Genomic DNA, 19,053 nt, shown 5'->3' with positions numbered 1-19,053 from the left:
CGGGAAATGGATAACACAAACGACAAATGGCGGCCCCGACCGGGCCGCCATTTGCGCGCTTTTAGGCTTGTGCAGTTCCCCGGTCAAACCGACCGGGGACTTGCGGCAACGATCAACCCTGAAGCGGCATCAGGTTGACCGCCGAGTACTTGCCTCGTCGATCGACCTCGATGTCGAACTCCACACGGTCACCTTCGTTCAGGCCCTGCATGCCCGAACGCTCGACCGCGCTGATGTGCACGAAGGCGTCCGGCTGACCGTCATCACGCGTGATGAAGCCGAAACCCTTCATGGAGTTGAAGAACTTGACGGTGCCAGTGGCCTTCTCGCCGGTCAGCTGACGCTGCGGGGCAGCCTCGCGCTTCTCGACGGGAATGATGTCGCCAACGGCAACGAGGTCGGTCGCCGAAACCTTGCCGCCACGATCGACGAGCTGGAATTCCAGCTGCTGACCTTCGGCGAGGCCTTCGAGACCCGCGCGTTCGACCGCAGAGATGTGCACGAACACATCATCGCCGCCTTCGTCGCGCTGGATGAAGCCGAAGCCCTTGGCAGAGTTGAAGAACTTGACAGTGCCGCGGCCCTGGCCAACGACCTGTGCGGGCATGCCGCCGCGGCCACCGCCGCCACCGCCGCGCGGGCCACCCGGGCCACGCGAACCGCCGCGGTCGTCGAAACCGCCGCCGCCGCCGAAGCGGTCACCGCCTCCGAAGCGATCACCCCCACCGAATCGGTCTCCGCCTCCGAAACGATCCTGTCCCGCGAAGAACGGATCGAAATCGTCCTCTCCAAACCGATCCCGCTTGTCGCGTCCCCTTCCGCGACGACCTCTATCAAAACCCATGTTTACGAACGTACCTTCGATGCGCCCTAAAAGCAGTCGCCCGGACACGTGGACGAGCCGCGCCGGGGCGTCAGACCAGCCGGACCGGTAGCGATCCGTCGTGCCTGCAAGCGCGATTCGTACACTACTCTGGCCGTGATGGCGAATAGAATTACGCACCGCATTGCGAACAGCTCCACAGATTACCCGGCAATCGGGGCAGTCAAGGCTTGCAACGCGGGCTCTGCACGGCTTTGGAGGAGAAGAACAACCCGCGCCAAACCGGCCCAGGGCTTGCTGCGAATTCGACCGGAGACCCGAAATGTTCCGCAAAGTGACCGATTCCTTCTATGCCAGCCCCCAGATCGGCATCGATGCCGTCGCCGAGGCCAAGGCGATGGGAATCACGCAGATCATCAACAATCGCCCCGAAGGCGAAAGCGAAGACCAGGTCCCCGGCCCGCAAATCGAGGCCGCCGCGCGTGAAGCCGGGATCGATTATTGCGCGATCCCCGTGGGTCACGGTGGTTTCAGCCAGGCTCAGGTCGATGCCATGGCGCAGGCCCTCGCCCAGTCCGCAGGTCCTGTACTCGCCTATTGCCGCTCGGGAACGCGCTCCACCCTGCTGTGGTCGCTGGCCCGCGCTAAATCCGGCGACAACCCCGGTGTGATTGCCGCGCAGGCAGCCGCTGCAGGCTACGACGTATCACCGATTCGCCAGATCATCGATATGCTGGCAGGGGGCCAGTAAGCCGAGATTCGTCGCCGCCTCAGAGCGCGCGCCGTCCTATAGCGGACGGCGCCGCGACGTTCACCACGAGGCCGCAATACCAGCGCTGGTGTCGCAAGGGCGTCTGGCTCTGTTGGCCAGACGGGATGGCCCCTCGAGGATGGCGTGAGCGCACGGCTTCGCAGCCCTGAAGCGCTCCATCCCTTGCCGGGCCGTCAGATCGCGATGTCCCCTTGCTCGCCGGTGCGCACGCGCAACACGTCCGCCAGGTCGAACACGAAAACCTTGCCATCGCCGATCTCGCCGGTCGAAGCCGCCTTGAGCAGGATCTCGACGACGGTCTCCGCAAAGGCATCAGATACCGCGATCTCAAGCTTGAGCTTTGGCATCATGCTCGAACTGTACTCGGCACCGCGATAAACCTCGGTCTGGCCCTTCTGGCGACCGAACCCACTCACCTCGGACACCGTCAGACCGGAAATTCCGGCATCGCTTAGCGCCGCCTTCACCTCGGTGAACTTGAACGGCTTGATGATCGCGGTGATGAATTTCATGGTGCCCCCATGTGCTGGACCTGCACCCGCGCCGCGAACCGGCCTCGGGGCTTTCCCGCAGCATTCCACAAGCACACCGGGCGGGCAAAGCAAAACCGCAGCAGGTCAGCCCAGCAAGGCCCGAGAACCCATGAAAAATGGGCCGGAGCATTGCGCCCCGGCCCGTCAGTCTGTGTTCGCAGGAGGAACACGGTGAGCCGGTGGGTTCGCCTGAGGCTGGCCCACCAGCAATCCTTGAAATCAGTTGTAGGCGCGTTCGCCGTGCTCGCCGATGTCGAGACCTTCGTGCTCGACCTCTTCGCTGACACGCAGGCCGGTGATCAGCTTGGCGACGAAGATGGCGATCGCGGTACCCACACCCGCCCAGACGAGCGAGATGAGAACGGCTTCGATCTGGATGATGACCTGGGCCATCATCGCGGTCGAACCGTCACCGGGCCCTCCGAGGCTCGGCTGGTAGACGAAGCCGGTGCCGATGGCGCCGACGATGCCGCCCACGCCGTGGATGCCGAAAGCGTCGAGCGAGTCGTCGTAGCCAAGAGCAGGCTTCACCTTGGAAACCATGAAGAAGCAGATGATCGAGGCGATGGCGCCGAGCACGATCGCACCGAAGGGACCCGAGTTACCGGCTGCCGGGGTGACCGCAACGAGACCGGCGATGATGCCCGAGCAGAAGCCGAGCGCCGAGCCCTTGTGCCCTGCCAGACGCTCGGCGAGCATCCAGAACAGGCCAGCCGAAGCGGTGGCGACGAAGGTGTTGATCATGGCGAGACCGGCGGTGCCGTCGGCCTCAAGCTCGGAACCGGCGTTGAAGCCGAACCAGCCCACCCACAGCAGGCCGGTGCCGACCATGGTCAGCGTCAGCGAGTGCGGGGGCATCGGCTCGGTGGGATAGCCCTTGCGCTTGCCGAGGATCATGCAGGCCACGAGCGCCGAGACACCGGCGTTGATGTGGACCACGGTACCGCCCGCGAAGTCGAGTGCACCCATGTCGAACAGCAGACCGCCACCGGCCCAGACCATGTGCGCGATCGGGAAGTAGACGATCGTCAGCCACACGGCCACGAAGACCATGGCCGCCGAGAACTTCATGCGCTCGACCGTCGCACCGAAGACGAGCGCGGCGGTGATCGCGGCGAAGGTCATCTGGAACGAGATGAAGACGTACTCGCTGATCACTTCATCCGAGAAGGTCGCAGCGGTGCTGTCAGGCGTGGTCGCCGAGAGGAACAGGTTGCCCCAGCTGAAGAAGGCGTTGCCTTCGGGACCGAACGCGGTCGAGTAGCCGTAGATCACCCAGATGAGCATGGCGAGCGCGGCAGCCGCGCCGACCTGCGTCATCGTCGAGAGCATGTTCTTCGAGCGGGTCAGGCCGCCGTAGAACAGGGCCAGACCGGGCAGGATCATGAGCAGGACGAGGACCGTCGAGGTCATCATCCAGGCATTGTTGCCGGGGTTGGGAACGGGCTTGGCCGCGGCCTCGGCGGCAGCTTCCTGCGCCCAGGCCGGCATGGCGGCGAACAGCGAACCGGCGAGAGCGCCAGCGCTGCAGAGAATCTTGCGGTCCATCTTGTCGGGCCTCCTCAAAGCGCGGTGTCGCCGGCCTCGCCAGTGCGGATGCGCACGGCCGATGCCAGGTCGAGGACGAAGATCTTGCCGTCACCGATGGCTTCGGTGCTGGCGACCTGCTGGATGGTTTCGACGATCTTGGGTGCCAGATCGTCGGGCGCTGCCACCTCGATCTTAACCTTCGGAAGCATGTTCGTGGAGTATTCCGCCCCGCGATAGATTTCAGTCTGCCCCTTCTGACGACCGAATCCCTTCACCTCGGACACCGTCATGCCCGCGACCCCGATTGCGCCAAGCGCCTCTCGAACTTCGTCGAGTTTGAAGGGCTTGATGATGGCTATGATGAACTTCATGCCTGTCCCCTGTTTGTCACCGGTCCCTGTGCCGGCCTCGAAAACCTTAAGCAAACCTTATGCCAGTTTGCGCAAGCACCAAATCCGGGGATGGTTAAGACATTCGAGAGGAAGGCTCGAGGGAGACATGCCCAAGCTTAAGGCACCTGCCTAATTCTTAGGCAGATCCAGGCGTGCAAAAATGGGCAGATGGTCCGATCCTATCGCCGACAACGCACTGTGGTGCACGCTTGTTCCAAGAACACTCCATTGTGCGGATATTATCATGCGATCGAGAAACGCGAGCGGCTGGCGCGAGGGAAAGGTGCGCCCCGGTGCCAGGACCCGCCAGTCCTCTCCGAATTCGCGGAAACAGCCCTTGCGCGCCCACTCGTTGAAATCGCCCATCATCACCGTCGGACAATCGCCGTCGCAATCGGTCACGTGGCGCAGCACCGTTCGCACCTGATGACGACGGCGCAGGCCCGAGATGTCGAGATGCATGCCGAGCACGCGCACGCGCTGGCCGCCCGCATCGAGGTCGGCACGGATCGCCCCGCGCGGCTCGAGCACCGGCAGTGGCACCGCGGCGGCATCGACGATGTCGATCCCGCGCCGCACCAGCAGGGCATTGCCGTGCCAGCCGAGGCTGTCGGGCTTCATCGAGAGGGGAACGGGAACGTAGTCGGTCGCGGCCTGAATCGCATCGAGCGGAAGCGCCGCCATGCGCCGCCCGAAACGCCGGTCGGCTTCCTGCAACGCGACCACGTCGGCATCCATCTCGAGCAGGACGCGCAAGATGCGCTCGTGGTCGCGGCGACGGTCGAGACCGACCGCCTTGCGGATGTTGTAACTGGCGAAGGTAAGCGGCAAAAAGCTGTCCCGGCTGCGATGTCCTTCCAAGGAAACTAGGCACGGGAGGCCTTGTTTCCAAGGCCGGCGCGATCAGGCCGCGCGCAGCCGCCTGCGCTCAGCGCTCCTTGGTGGCGCTGAAGGCCAGCTCGGGATTGCGCTCCTGCTGGTAGCTCACGTCCCAGGCCGAGCGGGCCATGAAGACGAGATCGCCGTCACGGTCGCGCGCGAGGTTCATCTTGTTGAAGTCGGCGAAGTCCGAGAGCGCCTTCTCGCTGCCCTTGAGCCAGCGCGCGGTATCGAAAGGCGAGGCCTCGAGCATCGCCTCGACCTTGTACTCGGCCTCGAGCCGCGAGATGAGCACCTCGAGCTGGAGCTGGCCGACCACGCCGATGATCCACTGCGCACCGATCTCGGGGTAGAAGACCTGGATCACGCCCTCTTCGGAAAGATCGTCGAGCGCCTTCCTGAGCTGCTTGGTCTTGGTCGGGTCCTTGAGCGCGACGCGGCGCAGGATCTCGGGCGCGAAGTTGGGCAGGCCGGTGAAGCGGATCTTGTTCTTTTCCGACAAGGTGTCGCCCACACGCAGGGTCCCGTGATTGGGAATGCCGATGATGTCGCCCGGCTCTGCGGTGTCGGCGATCTCGCGGTCCTGCGCGAAGAACATGATCGGCGAGTGAATCGCGATCGGCTTGCCAAGGCCCGAAGGGGTGAGCTTCATGCCGCGCTTGAAGGTACCCGAGGCGAGCCGCATGAAGGCGATGCGGTCACGGTGCATCGGGTCCATGTTGGCCTGGACCTTGAAGATGAAGCCCGAGACTTCCTTCTCGGCCGGATCGACCGGACCGTCCTCGGTCGGCTGCGGGCGCGGCGGCGGAGCATAACGCGAAATCGCATCGATCAGCTCGGCCACGCCGAAATTCTTGAGCGCCGATCCGAAATAGACCGGCGTCAGGTCGCCGGCGCGATAGGCCTCGAGTTCGAACTCGGGATAGCCGACTTGCGCCAGTTCCAGTTCGTCGGCGACATCTGCGGGCAGTTCGACGTTCTCGTCGACCTTGCCGAGAAACTCCTTCGAGCCGCCCTCGGGACGGCTGACCTTGCCGGTGGCGAGGTCGAGGATGCCCTGGAACAGGCCGCCCATACCGACCGGCCAGGCCATTGGGCAGACGTCGAGCGCAAGCATGTCGGCCACTTCGTCGAGCAGGTCGAAGCAGGCACGGCCCTCGCGGTCGACCTTGTTGATGAAGGTGATGATCGGCACCGAGCGCAGGCGGCAGACCTCGAAGAGCTTGCGGGTCTGCGGCTCGATGCCCTTGGCCGCGTCGATCACCATGATCGCCGAATCGACGGCGGTGAGCGTGCGGTAGGTGTCTTCCGAAAAGTCCTCGTGGCCCGGGGTGTCGAGCAGGTTGAAAGTCACCGTGTCGCCATTGGCGTCGGTGCGCTCGAAGGTCATGACCGAACTGGTCACGGAAATGCCGCGCTGCTGCTCGATCTTCATCCAGTCCGAACGCGCGCGCCGCGCCGCGCCGCGCGCCTTGACCTGACCGGCGAGGTGGATCGCGCCGCCTTGCAGCAGCAGCTTCTCGGTCAGCGTGGTCTTACCGGCGTCGGGGTGCGAGATGATCGCGAAGGTACGGCGTGAATTGCTCATCCCCGCGCCTTTACGCAGGCGCGGGGCTTATCGCAATGGTGCTGCTGGCAGCGCTGCGCTCAGTCCTCGCGCGTGACCTTGAAGCCCGCGAAGGACTGGTTGACCGGCATGAGTTCGAGCGTGTTGATGTTGAGGTGCGGTGGCTGGCCGGCGACCCACACGATGGTATTGGCGATGTCGGCCCCGGTCATCGGGTTCACGCCCTTGTAGAGATCGTCCGAGGCCTGCTGGTTGCCGCCGGTGCGCACCACGGTGAACTCGGTCTCGACCATGCCCGGCTCGATCGAGGTGACGCGAACGCCGGTCCCGGCAAGATCGGAGCGCAGGCCGAGCGAGAACTGGCGCACGAAGGCCTTGGTCCCGCCATAGACGTTGCCGCCGGTGTAAGGGTAGGTCGCCGCGACCGAGGAGAGGTTCACGATCATGCCCTTGCGCGCGATCAGCGCGGGCAGGAGCTTGTGCGTGAGCGAGACCAGCGCGGTGACGTTGGTCGAGATCATCGTCTTCCAGTTGTCGAGATTGCTCTCCTGCGCCAGTTCGGTGCCGAGCGCGAGGCCGGCATTGTTGACCAGACAGTCGATCTCGCTGAAGTCTGCCGGAAGGGCATCGAGCGCGGCGTCGCGCGCGGCCTCGTCGTTCACGTCGAAGGTGCAGGCATGAACCTTGTCAGCGCCCAGTTCCTCGACCAGCGCGGCAAGGCGATCGGCGCGCCGTCCGGTGGCGATGACCTTCCAGCCTGCCGCCACGAAGGCGCGCGCACAATCCGCGCCGATACCCGAGGTGGCGCCGGTTACGAGGGCAGTCTTCATCAAAGGGTCTCCTGAGTAGGGGGGCAATGCCTAGTGAAGGCGGCTGGGGAAGGTCGCTCGGGCGAGAACTGGCCACGACCTGCAAATGCACAGCGAGGCCCGAAGTGCCGCCAGAAGGCGCGCTCAAGCGCCGTCGAGAACGGCGATGTGCATTTCGAGGAAAGTCGTCTGGCCCGGCGCGACCGAGATCACGCCCGGCTTCTCGCGGAAATCGCCCGAAAAGCCGACCGGGTCGGCGATGCCTTGCCATGGTTCGATGCACAGGAAGTCGGCGCCCGGCTTCTGCCAGATGCCCAGCATGGGCAGGCTGGGGAACTTGACCGCGACACGCGGCCCTGCCTTGGGCCCGAAGACGATCTTGCGGCTGTTGAGCTTGTCCCAGATGATCGCATCGCGCTCGAACAGTTCGGCGCGCGGCGTGAAGGCACTGCCCTTGACCGGACCGTGGCGGCGTTCGGGAGAGAGCAGCCCGGTGTCCTCCTCGAGCTGGCGTACGCGGTGCGGTTCGGCATCGGCGAACTCGATCACATGGTCCTCCTTGGCCGCCCCGCCGGGAAGCGGCCAGGCGAAGGCAGGATGGAACCCGAAGCTGAAGGGCATCGGCACGTCGCCGCAGTTCTGCACGCCCACACCCACCGAGAGTTTCTTCTCGATCAGCCGGAAGTTGACGTTGAGCTTGAACTCGAAGGGGTAGACCTTGCGGGTCTCGTCGCTGGCCGAAAGCGAGAACATCACCCGTTCCGCCTCGGCGATCAGGACCTCGAAGCGGCTGTGGCGCGCGAAGCCGTGGCGCGGCAAGGCATACTCCGACCCGTTAACGCGGTAGCGCCCTTCGTTGAGCGCACCCACGATCGGAAAGAGCAGCGGCGCGTGCCCGGTCCAGTATGCGGGATCGGCCGCGGTCATGAACTCGCGGCCCCTGGCATCGGCAAGCGACCACAGCTCGGCACCGAGCGGGTTGATACGGGCAGTGAGATCGCCGGAGCTTATGCTGAGCAATTCAACGTCCGACACCGATGATCTCCTGTCCGTTTCGTGCATGGTCATGCGCGATCAGCCGCGCAGCACCGCCCCGACCTTGGCCGCGGCAGCCTTCACCTTCTCGCCGACCGCCTTGAGGTCCTCGTCCTTGTAGCTCTTCTCGAGCGGCTGGAGAGTGACCTCGAGGGCCAGCGACTTGTGCCCCTCGGGCACACCCTGTCCGCGGAAGTCGTCGAACAGGCGGGCCGCGACTATGTTGGCCTTGTCGGCGCCTTGTACAAGACGCACGAGGTCACCGGCGGGAAGATCGACCGGGACGAGGAAGGCAAAGTCGCGCGTTACCGCCTGCAATGCGGGCGGTGCGTAAGATGCGCGCGCGAAGCTGGCCGCGCCCTTCTTGCCCGGGATCGCCTCGAGGAAGATCTCGACCATCGCGACAGGCCCGTCGATGTCGAAGGCCTTGGCGGTGGCGGGGTGCAACATGCCGAAGCGCGCCAGCACGTTCTTGGGACCGAGGCGCAGCGTCGCCGACTGGCCGGGGTGGAACTGCGGCCCCGCCTCGCCCATGACCTGCAGCTTCTCGACCGGAGCACCCGCCTCGGCGAGCAGTGCCATGGCCTCGGCCTTGGCATCGAAGGCGTCGAAGGCGACGGCCTTGCCGCTGGCCCAGCCGCGCTGGACCTTCTCGCCCGCAAGCACGAGACCGAGCGTCAGGCGCTCGTCGCTCGCGCCCTTGGCGCCGCGCAGGTAGCGGCGGCCCAGCTCGAACAGGCGCAGCGAGGCCGCCCCGCGATCGAGGTTGCGCCTCGCCGCGGAGAGCAGGCCCGGCAAGAGCGAGGGGCGCATGACCTTCATGTCCTCGCTGATCGGGTTTGCGAGCGACCACATGCCGCCATTGCCCTCGGCGAAGAGCGCGGCCTCGCCCTCGGGCAGGAACGACCAGGTCACCGCCTCGTTGAGCCCGCGCGCAGCGGCTGCGCGGCGCACGCGGCGCTCGAGCTTCTGCAGCGGCGTGGCGGTCGGCACGGCAACGCCCTCGGCGCGCGGCAGGGCGACGCTCTCGACATTGTCGAGGCCGTGGATGCGCACGACTTCCTCGACGAGGTCGGGTGCGCCGTCGACGTCGGGGCGCCAGCCCGGAACGGTGACCGCCCAGGCCTTGTCGAAACCGGCTGCTTCCTCGACGACCGAGAAGCCGAGGCTCTCGAGAATGGTCTTCTGCTGCGCAGGATCGATCTCGACCCCGCCGAGCCTGCCGGTCAGCGCGGGATCGAAGTGCACGATCTTCGGCGTTGCAGGCGCAGCGCCTGCGCGCACGACCTGCGAGGCCTCGCCACCGCACAGCTCGAGGATCAGCCCGGTAAGGAGCGCGAGACCATCGTCGAGGAACGCGGGGTCGATACCACGCTCGAAACGGCTGCGCGCATCGGAGGTAAGGTTGAGCTTGCGCCCGGTGCGCGCGATGCGCTCGGGATCGAAGTAGGCGATCTCGAGCAGGATGTCGGTGGTGGCATCGTTGCAGCCCGAGTGCTCGCCGCCCATGATCCCGGCGATGTCGTGGACGCCGCTCTCGTCGGCGATCACGGTCATGCCCGGCTCGAGCGCGTATTCCTTCTCGTTCAGAGCAAGGACCGTCTCGCCCGGCTTCGCCTCGCGAGCGACGACCGCGCCGTCGAGCCTGGCAAGGTCGTAGGCATGCGCCGGACGACCATAGGAGAGCATCACGTAGTTGGTCGCATCGACGAGCGCGGAGATCGGGCGCTGCCCGGCGGCCTGGAGACGCTCCTGCAGCCACTGCGGAGAGGCGGCGTTCGTCACGCCCTTGATGACACGGCCGTAAAAGGCGGGGCAGCCGTCAGCGTCTTCGGTGCGGATCTCGACAGGGCACGCGAAACTGCCCTCGATCGCGGGCGCGGCAACCGGCTTGAGCGTGCCCAGCCCCGCTGCGGCGAGATCGCGGGCGATGCCGTAGACGCCCATGCAGTCGGGGCGGTTGGGGGTGATCGCGACGTCGAGCACCGGGTCCGCGCCGTGGTAATCGGCGAAGGCTGCACCGACCGGCGCGTCCTCGGGCAGCTCAATGATGCCTTCGTGCGCATCGCCCAGTTCCAACTCGCGTACCGAACACATCATGCCGTTCGATTCGACGCCGCGGATGGCCGACTTCTTCAGCACCATGCCGTTGGCAGGCACCGTCGCGCCGGGCACGCCGAGCACGCCGAGCATGCCCGCACGCGCATTGGGCGCGCCGCAGACCACCTGCAGCGGCTCACCCTCGCCGGTATCGACCGAGAGCACCTGCAGCTTGTCGGCATCGGGATGCCTGGCCGCGGTCAGCACCTTGGCGACACGGAAACCGGCGAGCTTCTCGGCCGGGTCCTCGATGCCCTCGACCTCGATGCCGATGCGGTTGAGCGTCGCTGCCACGTCCTCGACCGAGGCTTCGGTCTCGAGGAACTGCTTGAGCCAGGAAAGCGAGAATTTCATCGTCTTGGTATCCTCTTTTTCCGCTCAGGCCGGGGTGCCGACGCCACCCGAGAGGGTGGGCACGTCCATGGCGGAAAAACCGTAATGCGAGAGCCAGCGCACGTCGCCGTCGAAGAAGGCGCGCAGGTCGTCCATGCCGTACTTGAGCATGGCGAGGCGATCGACGCCGGTGCCGAAGGCAAAGCCCTGCCACTCGTCGGGATCGAGCCCGCCTGCGGCGATCACGTGGCGGTTGACCATGCCCGAGCCGAGCACTTCCATCCAGGCATGGCCCGGTGCATCGCCCGAACCGCCAACCACGCGGCGGCCGTTCTCCACGGCATAGCCCACGTCGACCTCGACCGAAGGCTCGGTGAAGGGGAAGTAGCTGGGACGCAGGCGCAGGACGATGTCGTCACGCTCGAAGTAGGCCTTGAGGAAAGTCTCGAGCGTCCACTTGAGGTGCCCCAGATGGATGCCCTTGTCGATGACGAGGCCCTCGATCTGGTGGAACATCGGCGTGTGCGTCGCGTCGCTGTCCGAGCGATAGACGCGGCCCGGCGCGATGATGCGAATCGGCGCACCACCGGGGTTCTTCTTGACCACCTCGAGCATCGAGCGGATCTGCACCGGCGAGGTATGCGTGCGCAGCAGCATGTCGTGGCCTTCGTCATCCTTGTCGGGGAAGTAGAAGGTATCGTGCATCGCGCGCGCGGGATGACTCTCGGGCATGTTGAGCGCGGTGAAGTTGTGCCAGTCGTCCTCGATCTCGGGGCCAGTCGCGACTGCGAAGCCCATGTCCGCAAAGACTTCGGCAAGCTCGTCCATGACCTGCGAGATCGGGTGGACCGTGCCGCGCGGCGTTTCGGGCGCGGGCAGCGAAAGGTCGACGGTCTCGGAAGCGAGCCGCGCCTCGAGCGCTGCCGTCTCGAGCGCATCCTTGCGCGCGGCCAGAGCATCGTTGACGCTTTCGCGCAGCGCGTGGATCTTGGGCCCCTCGACCTTGCGCTCGTCGGGGCTCATCTTGCCCAGCGTCTTGAGCAGGCCCGAGATCGAGCCCTGCTTGCCGAGAAATTCGACGCGCAGCGCCTCCACGGTGTCGAGGTCGCTGGCGCTCTCGATGCGCGCGAGCGCTTCGCTGCCGGTACTAGCGTAGTCCACGTAAGGTCTGCCTGGCTGTTGTTGCGGTGTCCTGGGCCGGGTCCTTAGGGGGCTGGCGCACAAATCGCAACGATGCACGGTGACACGGCTGCGCGAACAGCGCGTCGATCAGATCCCGCTTGCTGCCCAGACCTGGGCGCGACTGGCCGCCAGTTCGTTGGAGAAGCGCACCCTCTCGTGGATCACCGGCTCGACCACCGGCTTGTAGCGCCGCCCGTATTCGCTCGGGGTCATGCCCATGAAGTCGCGAAAGTCGCGCACGAACTGGGCCTGGTCGTGATAGGACGCGTCGAGCGCACCGATCCACTTGAGCGAGGGATCCATGGTGAAGTGCGTGAGCGAGCGCATGAAACGCTGGCGGCGCAGCAGCGTCTTGGGCGGAAAGCCGAAGGCACGCAGGCACAGTCGCTCGAGCGTGCGGCGACCGGTTCCCACACGTTCCACCAGCGCAGTGACGCTCTCGATCTCGGGGTCCTTGAGCGCCTCGAACACCGCCTCGATGGTGTCCACCGCCGGGTCCTCGAAAGGTCTGAGGCCGAGAAAAAACTCGCTCAGGCGGGCCAGTTCGGCCGCCGGATCCGGCTTTGGACCGAACAGCGTGCGCGCTAGCGGCCGAAAGCGCTCGAACGCAGGGTCGACGAAACCATCGACGAGGCAATTGGCATATTCGTTGGCCGGCTTGCCGATCAGAGAGACCCAGCCGACCGGGTGAATCAGGACGCCCCATTGGCGCAAGCTGCCGGTGCGCACGTAGACTTCCTGGGAGCGCGGCCCTGAAACCGAGAGTGTCGAAGTACCGAGCACGTCTCCATCACGGGTGCTGCCGGCAACCGCGGGCGACTGGTTGAAGCGCAGGGTCGCCCAGTCGGGAAACATGAAGTCCTCGACGACCTCGCCGTTCTCGACATCGATCTCGATCAGGAAGATCCCGGTGAAGTACCGTCGCAACCTCGGCGAGGTGCGCATGTAATTTGCAGTGATCTTGCAGATCGGCGGCATTCGGGAAGTCTCCGGATTCCGCCAGTCTATGCATGACTACGGAATGTGACAAGAAAAAGGGGCGCTGACCTTATGGCCGCGCCCCTCTTGTCTTCTCCGTGTCGGACGTCACGCCCTTACGGAAAAATCCGGATACCCTTCGGCGCTCAGGCCGGAAGGGCAGCCTTGGCCTGCGCGATGACGGTCGAGAACACGGCGCCCTCGTTCATCGCGAGGTCGGCCATGGTCTTGCGGTCGAGCTCGATGCCGGCGAGCTTGGCGCCGTGCATGAACTGCGAGTAGGTCAGACCTTCGTTACGCACGGCGGCGTTGATGCGCTGGATCCACAGAGCGCGGAAGTTGCGCTTCTTGATCTTGCGGTCGCGGTAAGCGTACTGGCCGGCCTTTTCGACGGCCTGGCGAGCGACGCGGATCGTGTTCTTGCGACGGCCGCGGTAACCCTTGGCCTGTTCGAGAAGACGCTTGTGCTTGGCACGGGTGGTAACACCACGCTTGATACGGCTCATTGGTCAGTACTCCTCAGTTGAGCCCGTAGGGCGCCCACTTCTTGATCGTCTTGGCATCGGCGTCGGAAATGACCTCGGTGCCGCGATTCTGGCGGATGTACTTGCCGTTGTGGCTGATCAGGCGGTGGCGCTTGCCGGCGACGCCGTGCTTCACCTTGCCGGTGGCGGTGAGCTTGAAGCGCTTCTTCACGCCGCTCTTGGTCTTAAGCTTGGGCATTTTCGTCTCCTTTTCAGGGACACGTTCGGCCGACCCTGGCAGCCCTTGTCGCCAGGCCGACCCGCGAATCTCTTTGGTAAAAGACCCAACCGTGTCGATTGAAGGGCGCGCCTTTACCCGCCGGACGGGGGATTGGCAAGGGGCAAGGGCTCCCCGCCTTCCGCGCTACCCTCCGGCATAGGCACGCGCGCCGGTCCGCGCGAGCCACGCCGCGAAATCGCCGTCTTCGATCGGCACTGCCGCGCGCGGCAGCACACCGCTCCACACGTATGCCTGCACCGCGAGCCTCGGTCGCAGATCCGCGCCCTGGAGCCCGACCCTTGCCACGAGGCGCGCACCGAGCGTAGCGCGCCAGTAGTCGGACCTCAGCCGCGCATTGCGAAGACAGCCCTCGTAGCGATCGAGCGCGGCCAGTTCGTGCGGCGTGAGCGAACCCCTGCGCGGCACATAGACTTCTCCTGCAACCCGGCCCTCGCCATCCGTGAGCGCAGGATACCAGCCCTTGCGGTCAGGCAGCGCGACAAGGCGCCCGGGAAGGTATCCCGGGCCAAGCGAGCGCAGCAATCGATGCAGGCGCCGCGCGAGCGGATGTTCGCTGCACGCCATGAGCGTGCCGTAGAAGAAGAAGCGCTGCGGCTCGGCCATGCCTCCCCGACCGTGATCAGTGATCGCAGGCCAGTGCCTCGATCACGTCCTCGAGCCGGGCCGAATCGCCGAGCGCCAGAACGTGTCCGTCCGAGGCGGCATGAAGCGGGTCGCCGTTCCAGTCGCACATCGTTCCGCCTGCCCCCTCGACCACCGGCACCAGCGCGGCCCAGTCGTGCAGCTTCAGACCTGCCTCGCACACGAGGTCGATGTGCCCGCTGGCGAGCAACCCGTAATTGTAGCAGTCACCGCCCATCATCATGCGCTTGTGGTCGGTGCGCGCGGCCAGCGCCATGAAGTGCTGGCCCTGGTGGTCGTCAAAGTAATGCGGCCCGGTCGTCGCCAGCATCGCCTGCGAGAGTTCGCGGCATGCGCGGGTGCGCACCGGCTTGCCGTTGAAGGTCGTCTCGCGCCCGCTGGCACCAACCCAGCGCTCGCCCAGAATCGGCTGGTCGATGATCCCGAGAACCGGCCAGCCATCGACCAGCAGCGCGATCAGCGTGCCGAAGATCGGACGCCCGCCGATGAACGAGACAGTGCCATCGATCGGGTCGAGCACCCAGTCGCGGCGCGATGTGCCCGGCTTCGTCCCGAACTCCTCACCGATGATGCCATCCTCGGGCGCCTCTGCCTCGAGGATTTGGCGCATGGCCTCTTCCCCCGCGCGGTCGGCCACGGTTACCGGGGAGGCATCGCCCTTGCTTTGCGTGTCGAGTCCGCTCGAGCGGAAGTGGGGACGAATGGCATCGCCTGCAGCATCGGCGAGCCTCAGGGCCAGCGCGAGATCCGGTTCAATTCTCATCGGCTTCCTGTGCCCTTTCGCTTTCGCCCGGGTCAAGGGCGAAGCGGCTTTGCGCGAGAGCTGCCATCATCCGACGCTGCTGCCGTCGCATTCCAGAAAAGCTGAGAATTTGCGAACGAATAGCAACAGGGCACTCCGACAAACCGCTAATATTTCAAATTATTTCTGAAATCGTTCCAATTGCAAATATTTAACTTGGTATATATTCTATGTTCCGGAGAGAGCGCGCCTAAGCAAAGGATCTGCATGCAGTTGAAGCAGCCACCAGGCTTTGATCCCGAACTTTCCACCGACGGACAGGTTTCCCGACTGGGTCAGCCACTTTGCTTTAATTGCGCCCCTTCGGAAGACCTCGCCCCGTGGATCGCCCGGCTCTATGTCGCCAAGGTCAGATCAAAGAGCGCTCCCAGGGTTTCCTGCGGCATCCTGTCCGACACCGCCAATATCCGTATACAAATCGAAGGAAGCTGGACCGCCACCAATCCTGCCGGCCCGTTCGTTCCCTCCTCACCGATCATGTTTCTTGGCCCCAATTCCCGGCGAATCGCGGTCGAGGCCACCACCACCTTCGTGGCGACCGGGCTCGGCTTTCGTCCCGGAGCATGTCACGCGCTGCAAGGCCCCGTCCTGCGCGACATGATAGACACGGGCGTGCCGGGTGAGGCGCTCGGCATGGACGTGCCCAGCATACTCGAACGCTTTACACCCGGGGCGGAGCCGCTGGAATGGACCGCCGTGCTGGAAGGGATCATCCGCCGGCGCGTGGAAATGTTCGACGGCGCGCTGCCCGACCCGGTCACCAGCCAGTTCGAGTTGCAGTGCTACGAAGACCCGACGATCACCGTTGCCGAGGCGGCGCGGCGCTGCGGAGCGGAACGGCGCCGCTTCGAACGCATCATCCAGCGTGATTTCGGGATGTCGCCCAAGCAGGTCCTGCGCCGCGCCCGCGCGCTCGACATGGCCAGCCACTTGCGCAGGGTCTGCGACGAAGAGGAAGCCGAGGAATTCGTGCTTCGCTACTACGACGAGAGCCACCTGATCCACGAGTTCGTGGAATTCTTCGGGATGTCACCGCGCCAGTTTGCAGAAGCGCCTCAGCCGATGATGACCGCAGCGCTGGAGTCACGTCAGGCGCGCCGGCTGGCGCTTCTCGAAAGGGTCGAGCCTGAGGGCGCATACCCCTGGCGCTGAACTGGCGAACGGGGTGCCGCCACTTGCGCAGCACCCTTCGCCAGCAAGATCAGTCGAACAGGCTGGAGACCGAGCTCTCGTCGGCAATGCGGCGGATCGCCTCGCCGATCAGCGGGGCAATGGTCAGGATGCGGATGCGGTCGGACTGCTGCGCGGTCTCGGTTGCCTGGATCGAATCGGTGATCACCAGCTCCTTGAGCGCGGAGTTGTTGACGCGCGACACCGCAGCGCCCGAAAGCACGCCGTGGGTGATGTAGGCCGTGACGCTGGCTGCGCCCTGGTCCATCAGCGCCTGCGCGGCGTTGCACAGCGTGCCACCCGAATCGATGATGTCGTCGATCAGGATGCAGGCCCGGCCCTTCACGTCGCCGATGATGTTCATGACCTCGGACTGACCGGGCTTGTCACGGCGCTTGTCGACGATCGCGAGCGGTGCGTTGTCGAGGCGCTTGGCCAGCGCGCGAGCGCGGACCACACCGCCGACGTCGGGCGAAACCACCATCAGCGACTGGTCGCCGTAGCGAGCCTGGATGTCGGCGGCCATGACCGGCGCGGCAAACAGGTTGTCGGTCGGGATGTCGAAGAAGCCCTGGATCTGGCCGGCGTGCAGATCGACCGAGAGGACGCGGTCGGCACCGGCCTCGGTCATCAGGTTGGCGACCAGCTTGGCCGAGATCGGGGTACGCGGTCCCGGCTTGCGGTCCTGGCGGGCATAACCGAAGTAGGGAACGACCGCCGTGATGCGGCGCGCCGAGGCCCGGCGCAGTGCGTCGATGCCGATCAGGAGTTCCATCAGGTTATCGTTGGCCGGGTAGCTGGTCGGCTGGACCACGAAGACGTCTTCGCCGCGCACGTTCTCGTGGATCTCGACGAAGATTTCCTCGTCGGCGAAGCGGCGCACGCTGGCATCAGTCAGCGGCAGTTCGAGATAGGCAGCAATGGCCCGCGCGAGCGGAAGGTTGCTGTTGCCCGACATGATCTTCATTGCGAATCCCCGAAAACGATCAAGTGGTCCTGATGGCGCCCGCCTCTAGTGCGGAGTCATGCGATTGCAATAGAGGCTTGCGCTTTTTTGCACCGCCTGCCGGACAGGACGCGCGCGAACGACCGGACACGCGATAGCCATCATCCTGCATTGCCAAAGAAAAAGGCCGGCCCCGCATCGCGGAACCAGCCTCTTCGGATTTTACCGGAGCTCAGCGCCGATCAGGCTTTGTGCTCGCCCTTGATCCAGCGCACGGTGCCCGAGCTTGCGCGCATGACCACGCTCTCGGTGGTCATCTTGCCGCCCTTGAAGGTCTTCACGCCTTCGAGCAGCGAACCGTCGGTGACGCCGGTCGCAGCGAAGATGCAGTCGCCCTTGGCGAGATCCTGCAGCTTGTAGATGCGATCGAGGTCATCGATGCCCCACTTGCGTGCACGCGCACGCTCGTCGTCGTTGCGGAACAGCAGGCGACCGTTGATCTGGCCACCCACGCAGCGCAGCGCTGCCGCGGCGAGAACGCCTTCGGGTGCGCCACCCGAACCCATGTAGATGTCGATCGTGGTGTTCTCGTCGGTGGTGGCGATCACACCGGCAACGTCGCCGTCACCGATCAGGACCACGCCGCAGCCAATGCCGCGCAGTTCGGCGATGAGGTCGGCATGGCGCGGACGGTCGAGCACGCACACGATGATGTCGGCCGGGGCAACGCCCTTGGCCGCAGCCACGGCCTCGACGTTCTGGGTCGGGGTCTTGTCGAGGCTGATCACGTCGGGGGGATAGCCCGGGCCAACCGCGATCTTGTCCATGTAGACGTCGGGCGCGTTGAGCAGGCAGCCCTCTTCCGCAGCCGCGAGCACGGCCAGCGCGTTGGGGCCGGCCTTGGCAGTGATCGTGGTGCCCTCGAGCGGATCGAGTGCGATGTCGATCTTGGGCCCCTTGCCGGGGGCGCCGCCGACCTTTTCGCCGATGAAGAGCATCGGCGCCTCGTCGCGCTCGCCCTCACCGATGACGACGGTGCCGTCCATGTAGAGTTCGTCGAAGGCCTTGCGCATTGCCTCGACGGCGGCAGCATCTGCAGCCTTTTCGTCTCCGCGACCGACAAGGTGCGAAGCAGCGATTGCCGCGGCCTCGGTCACACGGACCATCTCGAGGACGAGGACACGGTCTAATACTTTACTGGCAGGGGTATGTTCAGGCATGTTCACTCCGGATTAATCCATGGAGGAAAGGTAATAACTGCCTTAGCCAGAGGATCCCGAGTTGTCGAGCAAACCGAAATTTCTTTTCGCCATCGCGGCATCCCTGCTGTTCTGGATACCCCAATCGGCACTGGCACAAGACCCGCCGACAGTGTCACAGGCCGATAGCGAAATCGCGGAAAACATGCTCGGCACCGGAGGCAGAATTACCCGCGACCGTTCCCGCCGCAACTGCCTGAAGACGATCCGCCAGGGCGAGATCGTCGTCTGCGCGCCCGACGAGGACGAATTCCGCGTACCATCCAGCGCGGACGAGGATCCCACTGGCGCAGCTGGGACCGACGACGGGCGCCTGCGCGCACCGGACGTCGCGGGCGACGGCATCTTCAAGGGCAAGGCCACCGCTTCGGGCATGTGCCTCGTCCCGCCCTGCCCGCCAGAACAGCCCCTGCTGATCGACCTCTCGCAAATCCCCGAAGCCCCCGCCGGTTCGGACGCCGACAAGGTCGCAAAGGGCGAAATGCGCGCCAACTGAGCAACTGCAGCAAGGCAGCGCCCCCCTCCACACGAAGAAG

20 protein-coding genes are annotated in these 19,053 nt (G+C 65.2%); 3 read left to right on the top strand and 17 right to left on the bottom strand.

The features are described 5' to 3' along the window. Positions 1–112: 112 nt before the first annotated feature. A complete protein-coding gene (locus tag I5E68_RS20405) occupies positions 113–844 on the bottom strand; it encodes a cold-shock protein (RefSeq protein WP_197166465.1) in 732 nt (243 codons plus the stop codon). A gap of 301 nt (positions 845–1,145) precedes the next feature. Here I5E68_RS20405 and I5E68_RS17340 point away from each other — a divergent pair, with 301 nt between their 5' ends. Continuing rightward, on the top strand, positions 1,146–1,574 hold the full coding sequence (locus I5E68_RS17340; RefSeq protein ID WP_197166464.1) for a protein tyrosine phosphatase family protein: 429 nt from the start codon (positions 1,146–1,148) through the stop codon (positions 1,572–1,574). 194 nt (positions 1,575–1,768) lie between these two features. Here I5E68_RS17340 and I5E68_RS17335 read toward each other — a convergent pair whose 3' ends face one another. The 14 genes from I5E68_RS17335 to hisN form a co-directional block, all read right to left on the bottom strand. After that, positions 1,769–2,107, bottom strand: coding sequence for a P-II family nitrogen regulator (locus I5E68_RS17335; RefSeq protein WP_197166454.1), 339 nt, complete (start codon positions 2,105–2,107; stop codon positions 1,769–1,771). A gap of 240 nt (positions 2,108–2,347) precedes the next feature. After that, on the bottom strand, positions 2,348–3,676 hold the full coding sequence (locus I5E68_RS17330) for an ammonium transporter (protein ID WP_197166452.1): 1,329 nt from the start codon (positions 3,674–3,676) through the stop codon (positions 2,348–2,350). A 14-nt stretch (positions 3,677–3,690) separates the two neighbouring features. Next, positions 3,691–4,029, bottom strand: coding sequence for a P-II family nitrogen regulator (locus tag I5E68_RS17325; protein ID WP_007687500.1), 339 nt, complete (start codon positions 4,027–4,029; stop codon positions 3,691–3,693). Between the two features lie 150 nt (positions 4,030–4,179). Beyond that, the gene (locus I5E68_RS17320) at positions 4,180–4,881 is read right to left on the bottom strand and encodes an endonuclease/exonuclease/phosphatase family protein (protein WP_197166450.1); all 702 of its coding nucleotides are present in this window, start codon (positions 4,879–4,881) and stop codon (positions 4,180–4,182) included. A gap of 97 nt (positions 4,882–4,978) precedes the next feature. After that, the gene (locus I5E68_RS17315; RefSeq protein ID WP_197166446.1) at positions 4,979–6,517 is read right to left on the bottom strand and encodes a peptide chain release factor 3; all 1,539 of its coding nucleotides are present in this window, start codon (positions 6,515–6,517) and stop codon (positions 4,979–4,981) included. A gap of 59 nt (positions 6,518–6,576) precedes the next feature. Then, on the bottom strand, positions 6,577–7,326 hold the full coding sequence (locus I5E68_RS17310) for an SDR family NAD(P)-dependent oxidoreductase (RefSeq protein ID WP_197166445.1): 750 nt from the start codon (positions 7,324–7,326) through the stop codon (positions 6,577–6,579). 123 nt (positions 7,327–7,449) lie between these two features. Then, complete coding sequence (locus I5E68_RS17305) at positions 7,450–8,340, bottom strand: aldose 1-epimerase family protein (protein WP_197166436.1); 891 nt, start codon at positions 8,338–8,340, stop codon at positions 7,450–7,452. Positions 8,341–8,379: 39 nt separating this feature from the next. Beyond that, on the bottom strand, positions 8,380–10,794 hold the full coding sequence (gene pheT, locus I5E68_RS17300) for a phenylalanine--tRNA ligase subunit beta (protein WP_197166434.1): 2,415 nt from the start codon (positions 10,792–10,794) through the stop codon (positions 8,380–8,382). A 24-nt stretch (positions 10,795–10,818) separates the two neighbouring features. After that, the gene (pheS, locus tag I5E68_RS17295) at positions 10,819–11,934 is read right to left on the bottom strand and encodes a phenylalanine--tRNA ligase subunit alpha (protein ID WP_197166432.1); all 1,116 of its coding nucleotides are present in this window, start codon (positions 11,932–11,934) and stop codon (positions 10,819–10,821) included. Between the two features lie 108 nt (positions 11,935–12,042). Further along, complete coding sequence (locus I5E68_RS17290) at positions 12,043–12,933, bottom strand: AraC family transcriptional regulator (protein ID WP_197166430.1); 891 nt, start codon at positions 12,931–12,933, stop codon at positions 12,043–12,045. Positions 12,934–13,079: 146 nt separating this feature from the next. Continuing rightward, positions 13,080–13,439: a 50S ribosomal protein L20 gene (rplT, locus tag I5E68_RS17285; protein ID WP_197166428.1), complete on the bottom strand. Its 360-nt coding sequence runs from the start codon at positions 13,437–13,439 to the stop codon at positions 13,080–13,082. A gap of 13 nt (positions 13,440–13,452) precedes the next feature. Further along, on the bottom strand, positions 13,453–13,656 hold the full coding sequence (gene rpmI, locus I5E68_RS17280; RefSeq protein ID WP_007012839.1) for a 50S ribosomal protein L35: 204 nt from the start codon (positions 13,654–13,656) through the stop codon (positions 13,453–13,455). Positions 13,657–13,821: 165 nt separating this feature from the next. Then, on the bottom strand, positions 13,822–14,301 hold the full coding sequence (locus I5E68_RS17275; RefSeq protein WP_197166426.1) for a gamma-glutamylcyclotransferase family protein: 480 nt from the start codon (positions 14,299–14,301) through the stop codon (positions 13,822–13,824). A 16-nt stretch (positions 14,302–14,317) separates the two neighbouring features. Continuing rightward, positions 14,318–15,103, bottom strand: coding sequence for a histidinol-phosphatase (gene hisN / locus I5E68_RS17270; protein ID WP_197166424.1), 786 nt, complete (start codon positions 15,101–15,103; stop codon positions 14,318–14,320). Between the two features lie 246 nt (positions 15,104–15,349). Between hisN and I5E68_RS17265 the strand changes: the two genes are divergently transcribed. Then, positions 15,350–16,294, top strand: a complete 945-nt coding sequence (locus I5E68_RS17265; RefSeq protein ID WP_197166419.1) for a helix-turn-helix domain-containing protein — start codon at positions 15,350–15,352, stop codon at positions 16,292–16,294. 49 nt (positions 16,295–16,343) lie between these two features. On the opposite strand, the gene I5E68_RS17260 is transcribed toward I5E68_RS17265, so the two are convergent. Then, a complete protein-coding gene (locus I5E68_RS17260) occupies positions 16,344–17,279 on the bottom strand; it encodes a ribose-phosphate pyrophosphokinase (protein ID WP_197166418.1) in 936 nt (311 codons plus the stop codon). 221 nt (positions 17,280–17,500) lie between these two features. Further along, positions 17,501–18,478, bottom strand: coding sequence for a class II fructose-bisphosphatase (glpX, locus tag I5E68_RS17255; RefSeq protein ID WP_197166417.1), 978 nt, complete (start codon positions 18,476–18,478; stop codon positions 17,501–17,503). 151 nt (positions 18,479–18,629) lie between these two features. Here glpX and I5E68_RS17250 point away from each other — a divergent pair, with 151 nt between their 5' ends. Further along, entirely contained in the window at positions 18,630–19,013 is a 384-nt protein-coding gene (locus tag I5E68_RS17250; RefSeq protein WP_323982207.1) for a hypothetical protein, read from the top strand. The last annotated feature ends 40 nt before the right edge of the window (positions 19,014–19,053 follow it).

Origin of the sequence: Novosphingobium aureum (assembly GCF_015865035.1) — a bacterium.
Lineage (GTDB): Bacteria > Pseudomonadota > Alphaproteobacteria > Sphingomonadales > Sphingomonadaceae > Novosphingobium > Novosphingobium aureum.
The sequence above is the reverse complement of the archived record's forward strand: the minus strand, read 5'-3'. Positions and strand labels throughout refer to the sequence as shown.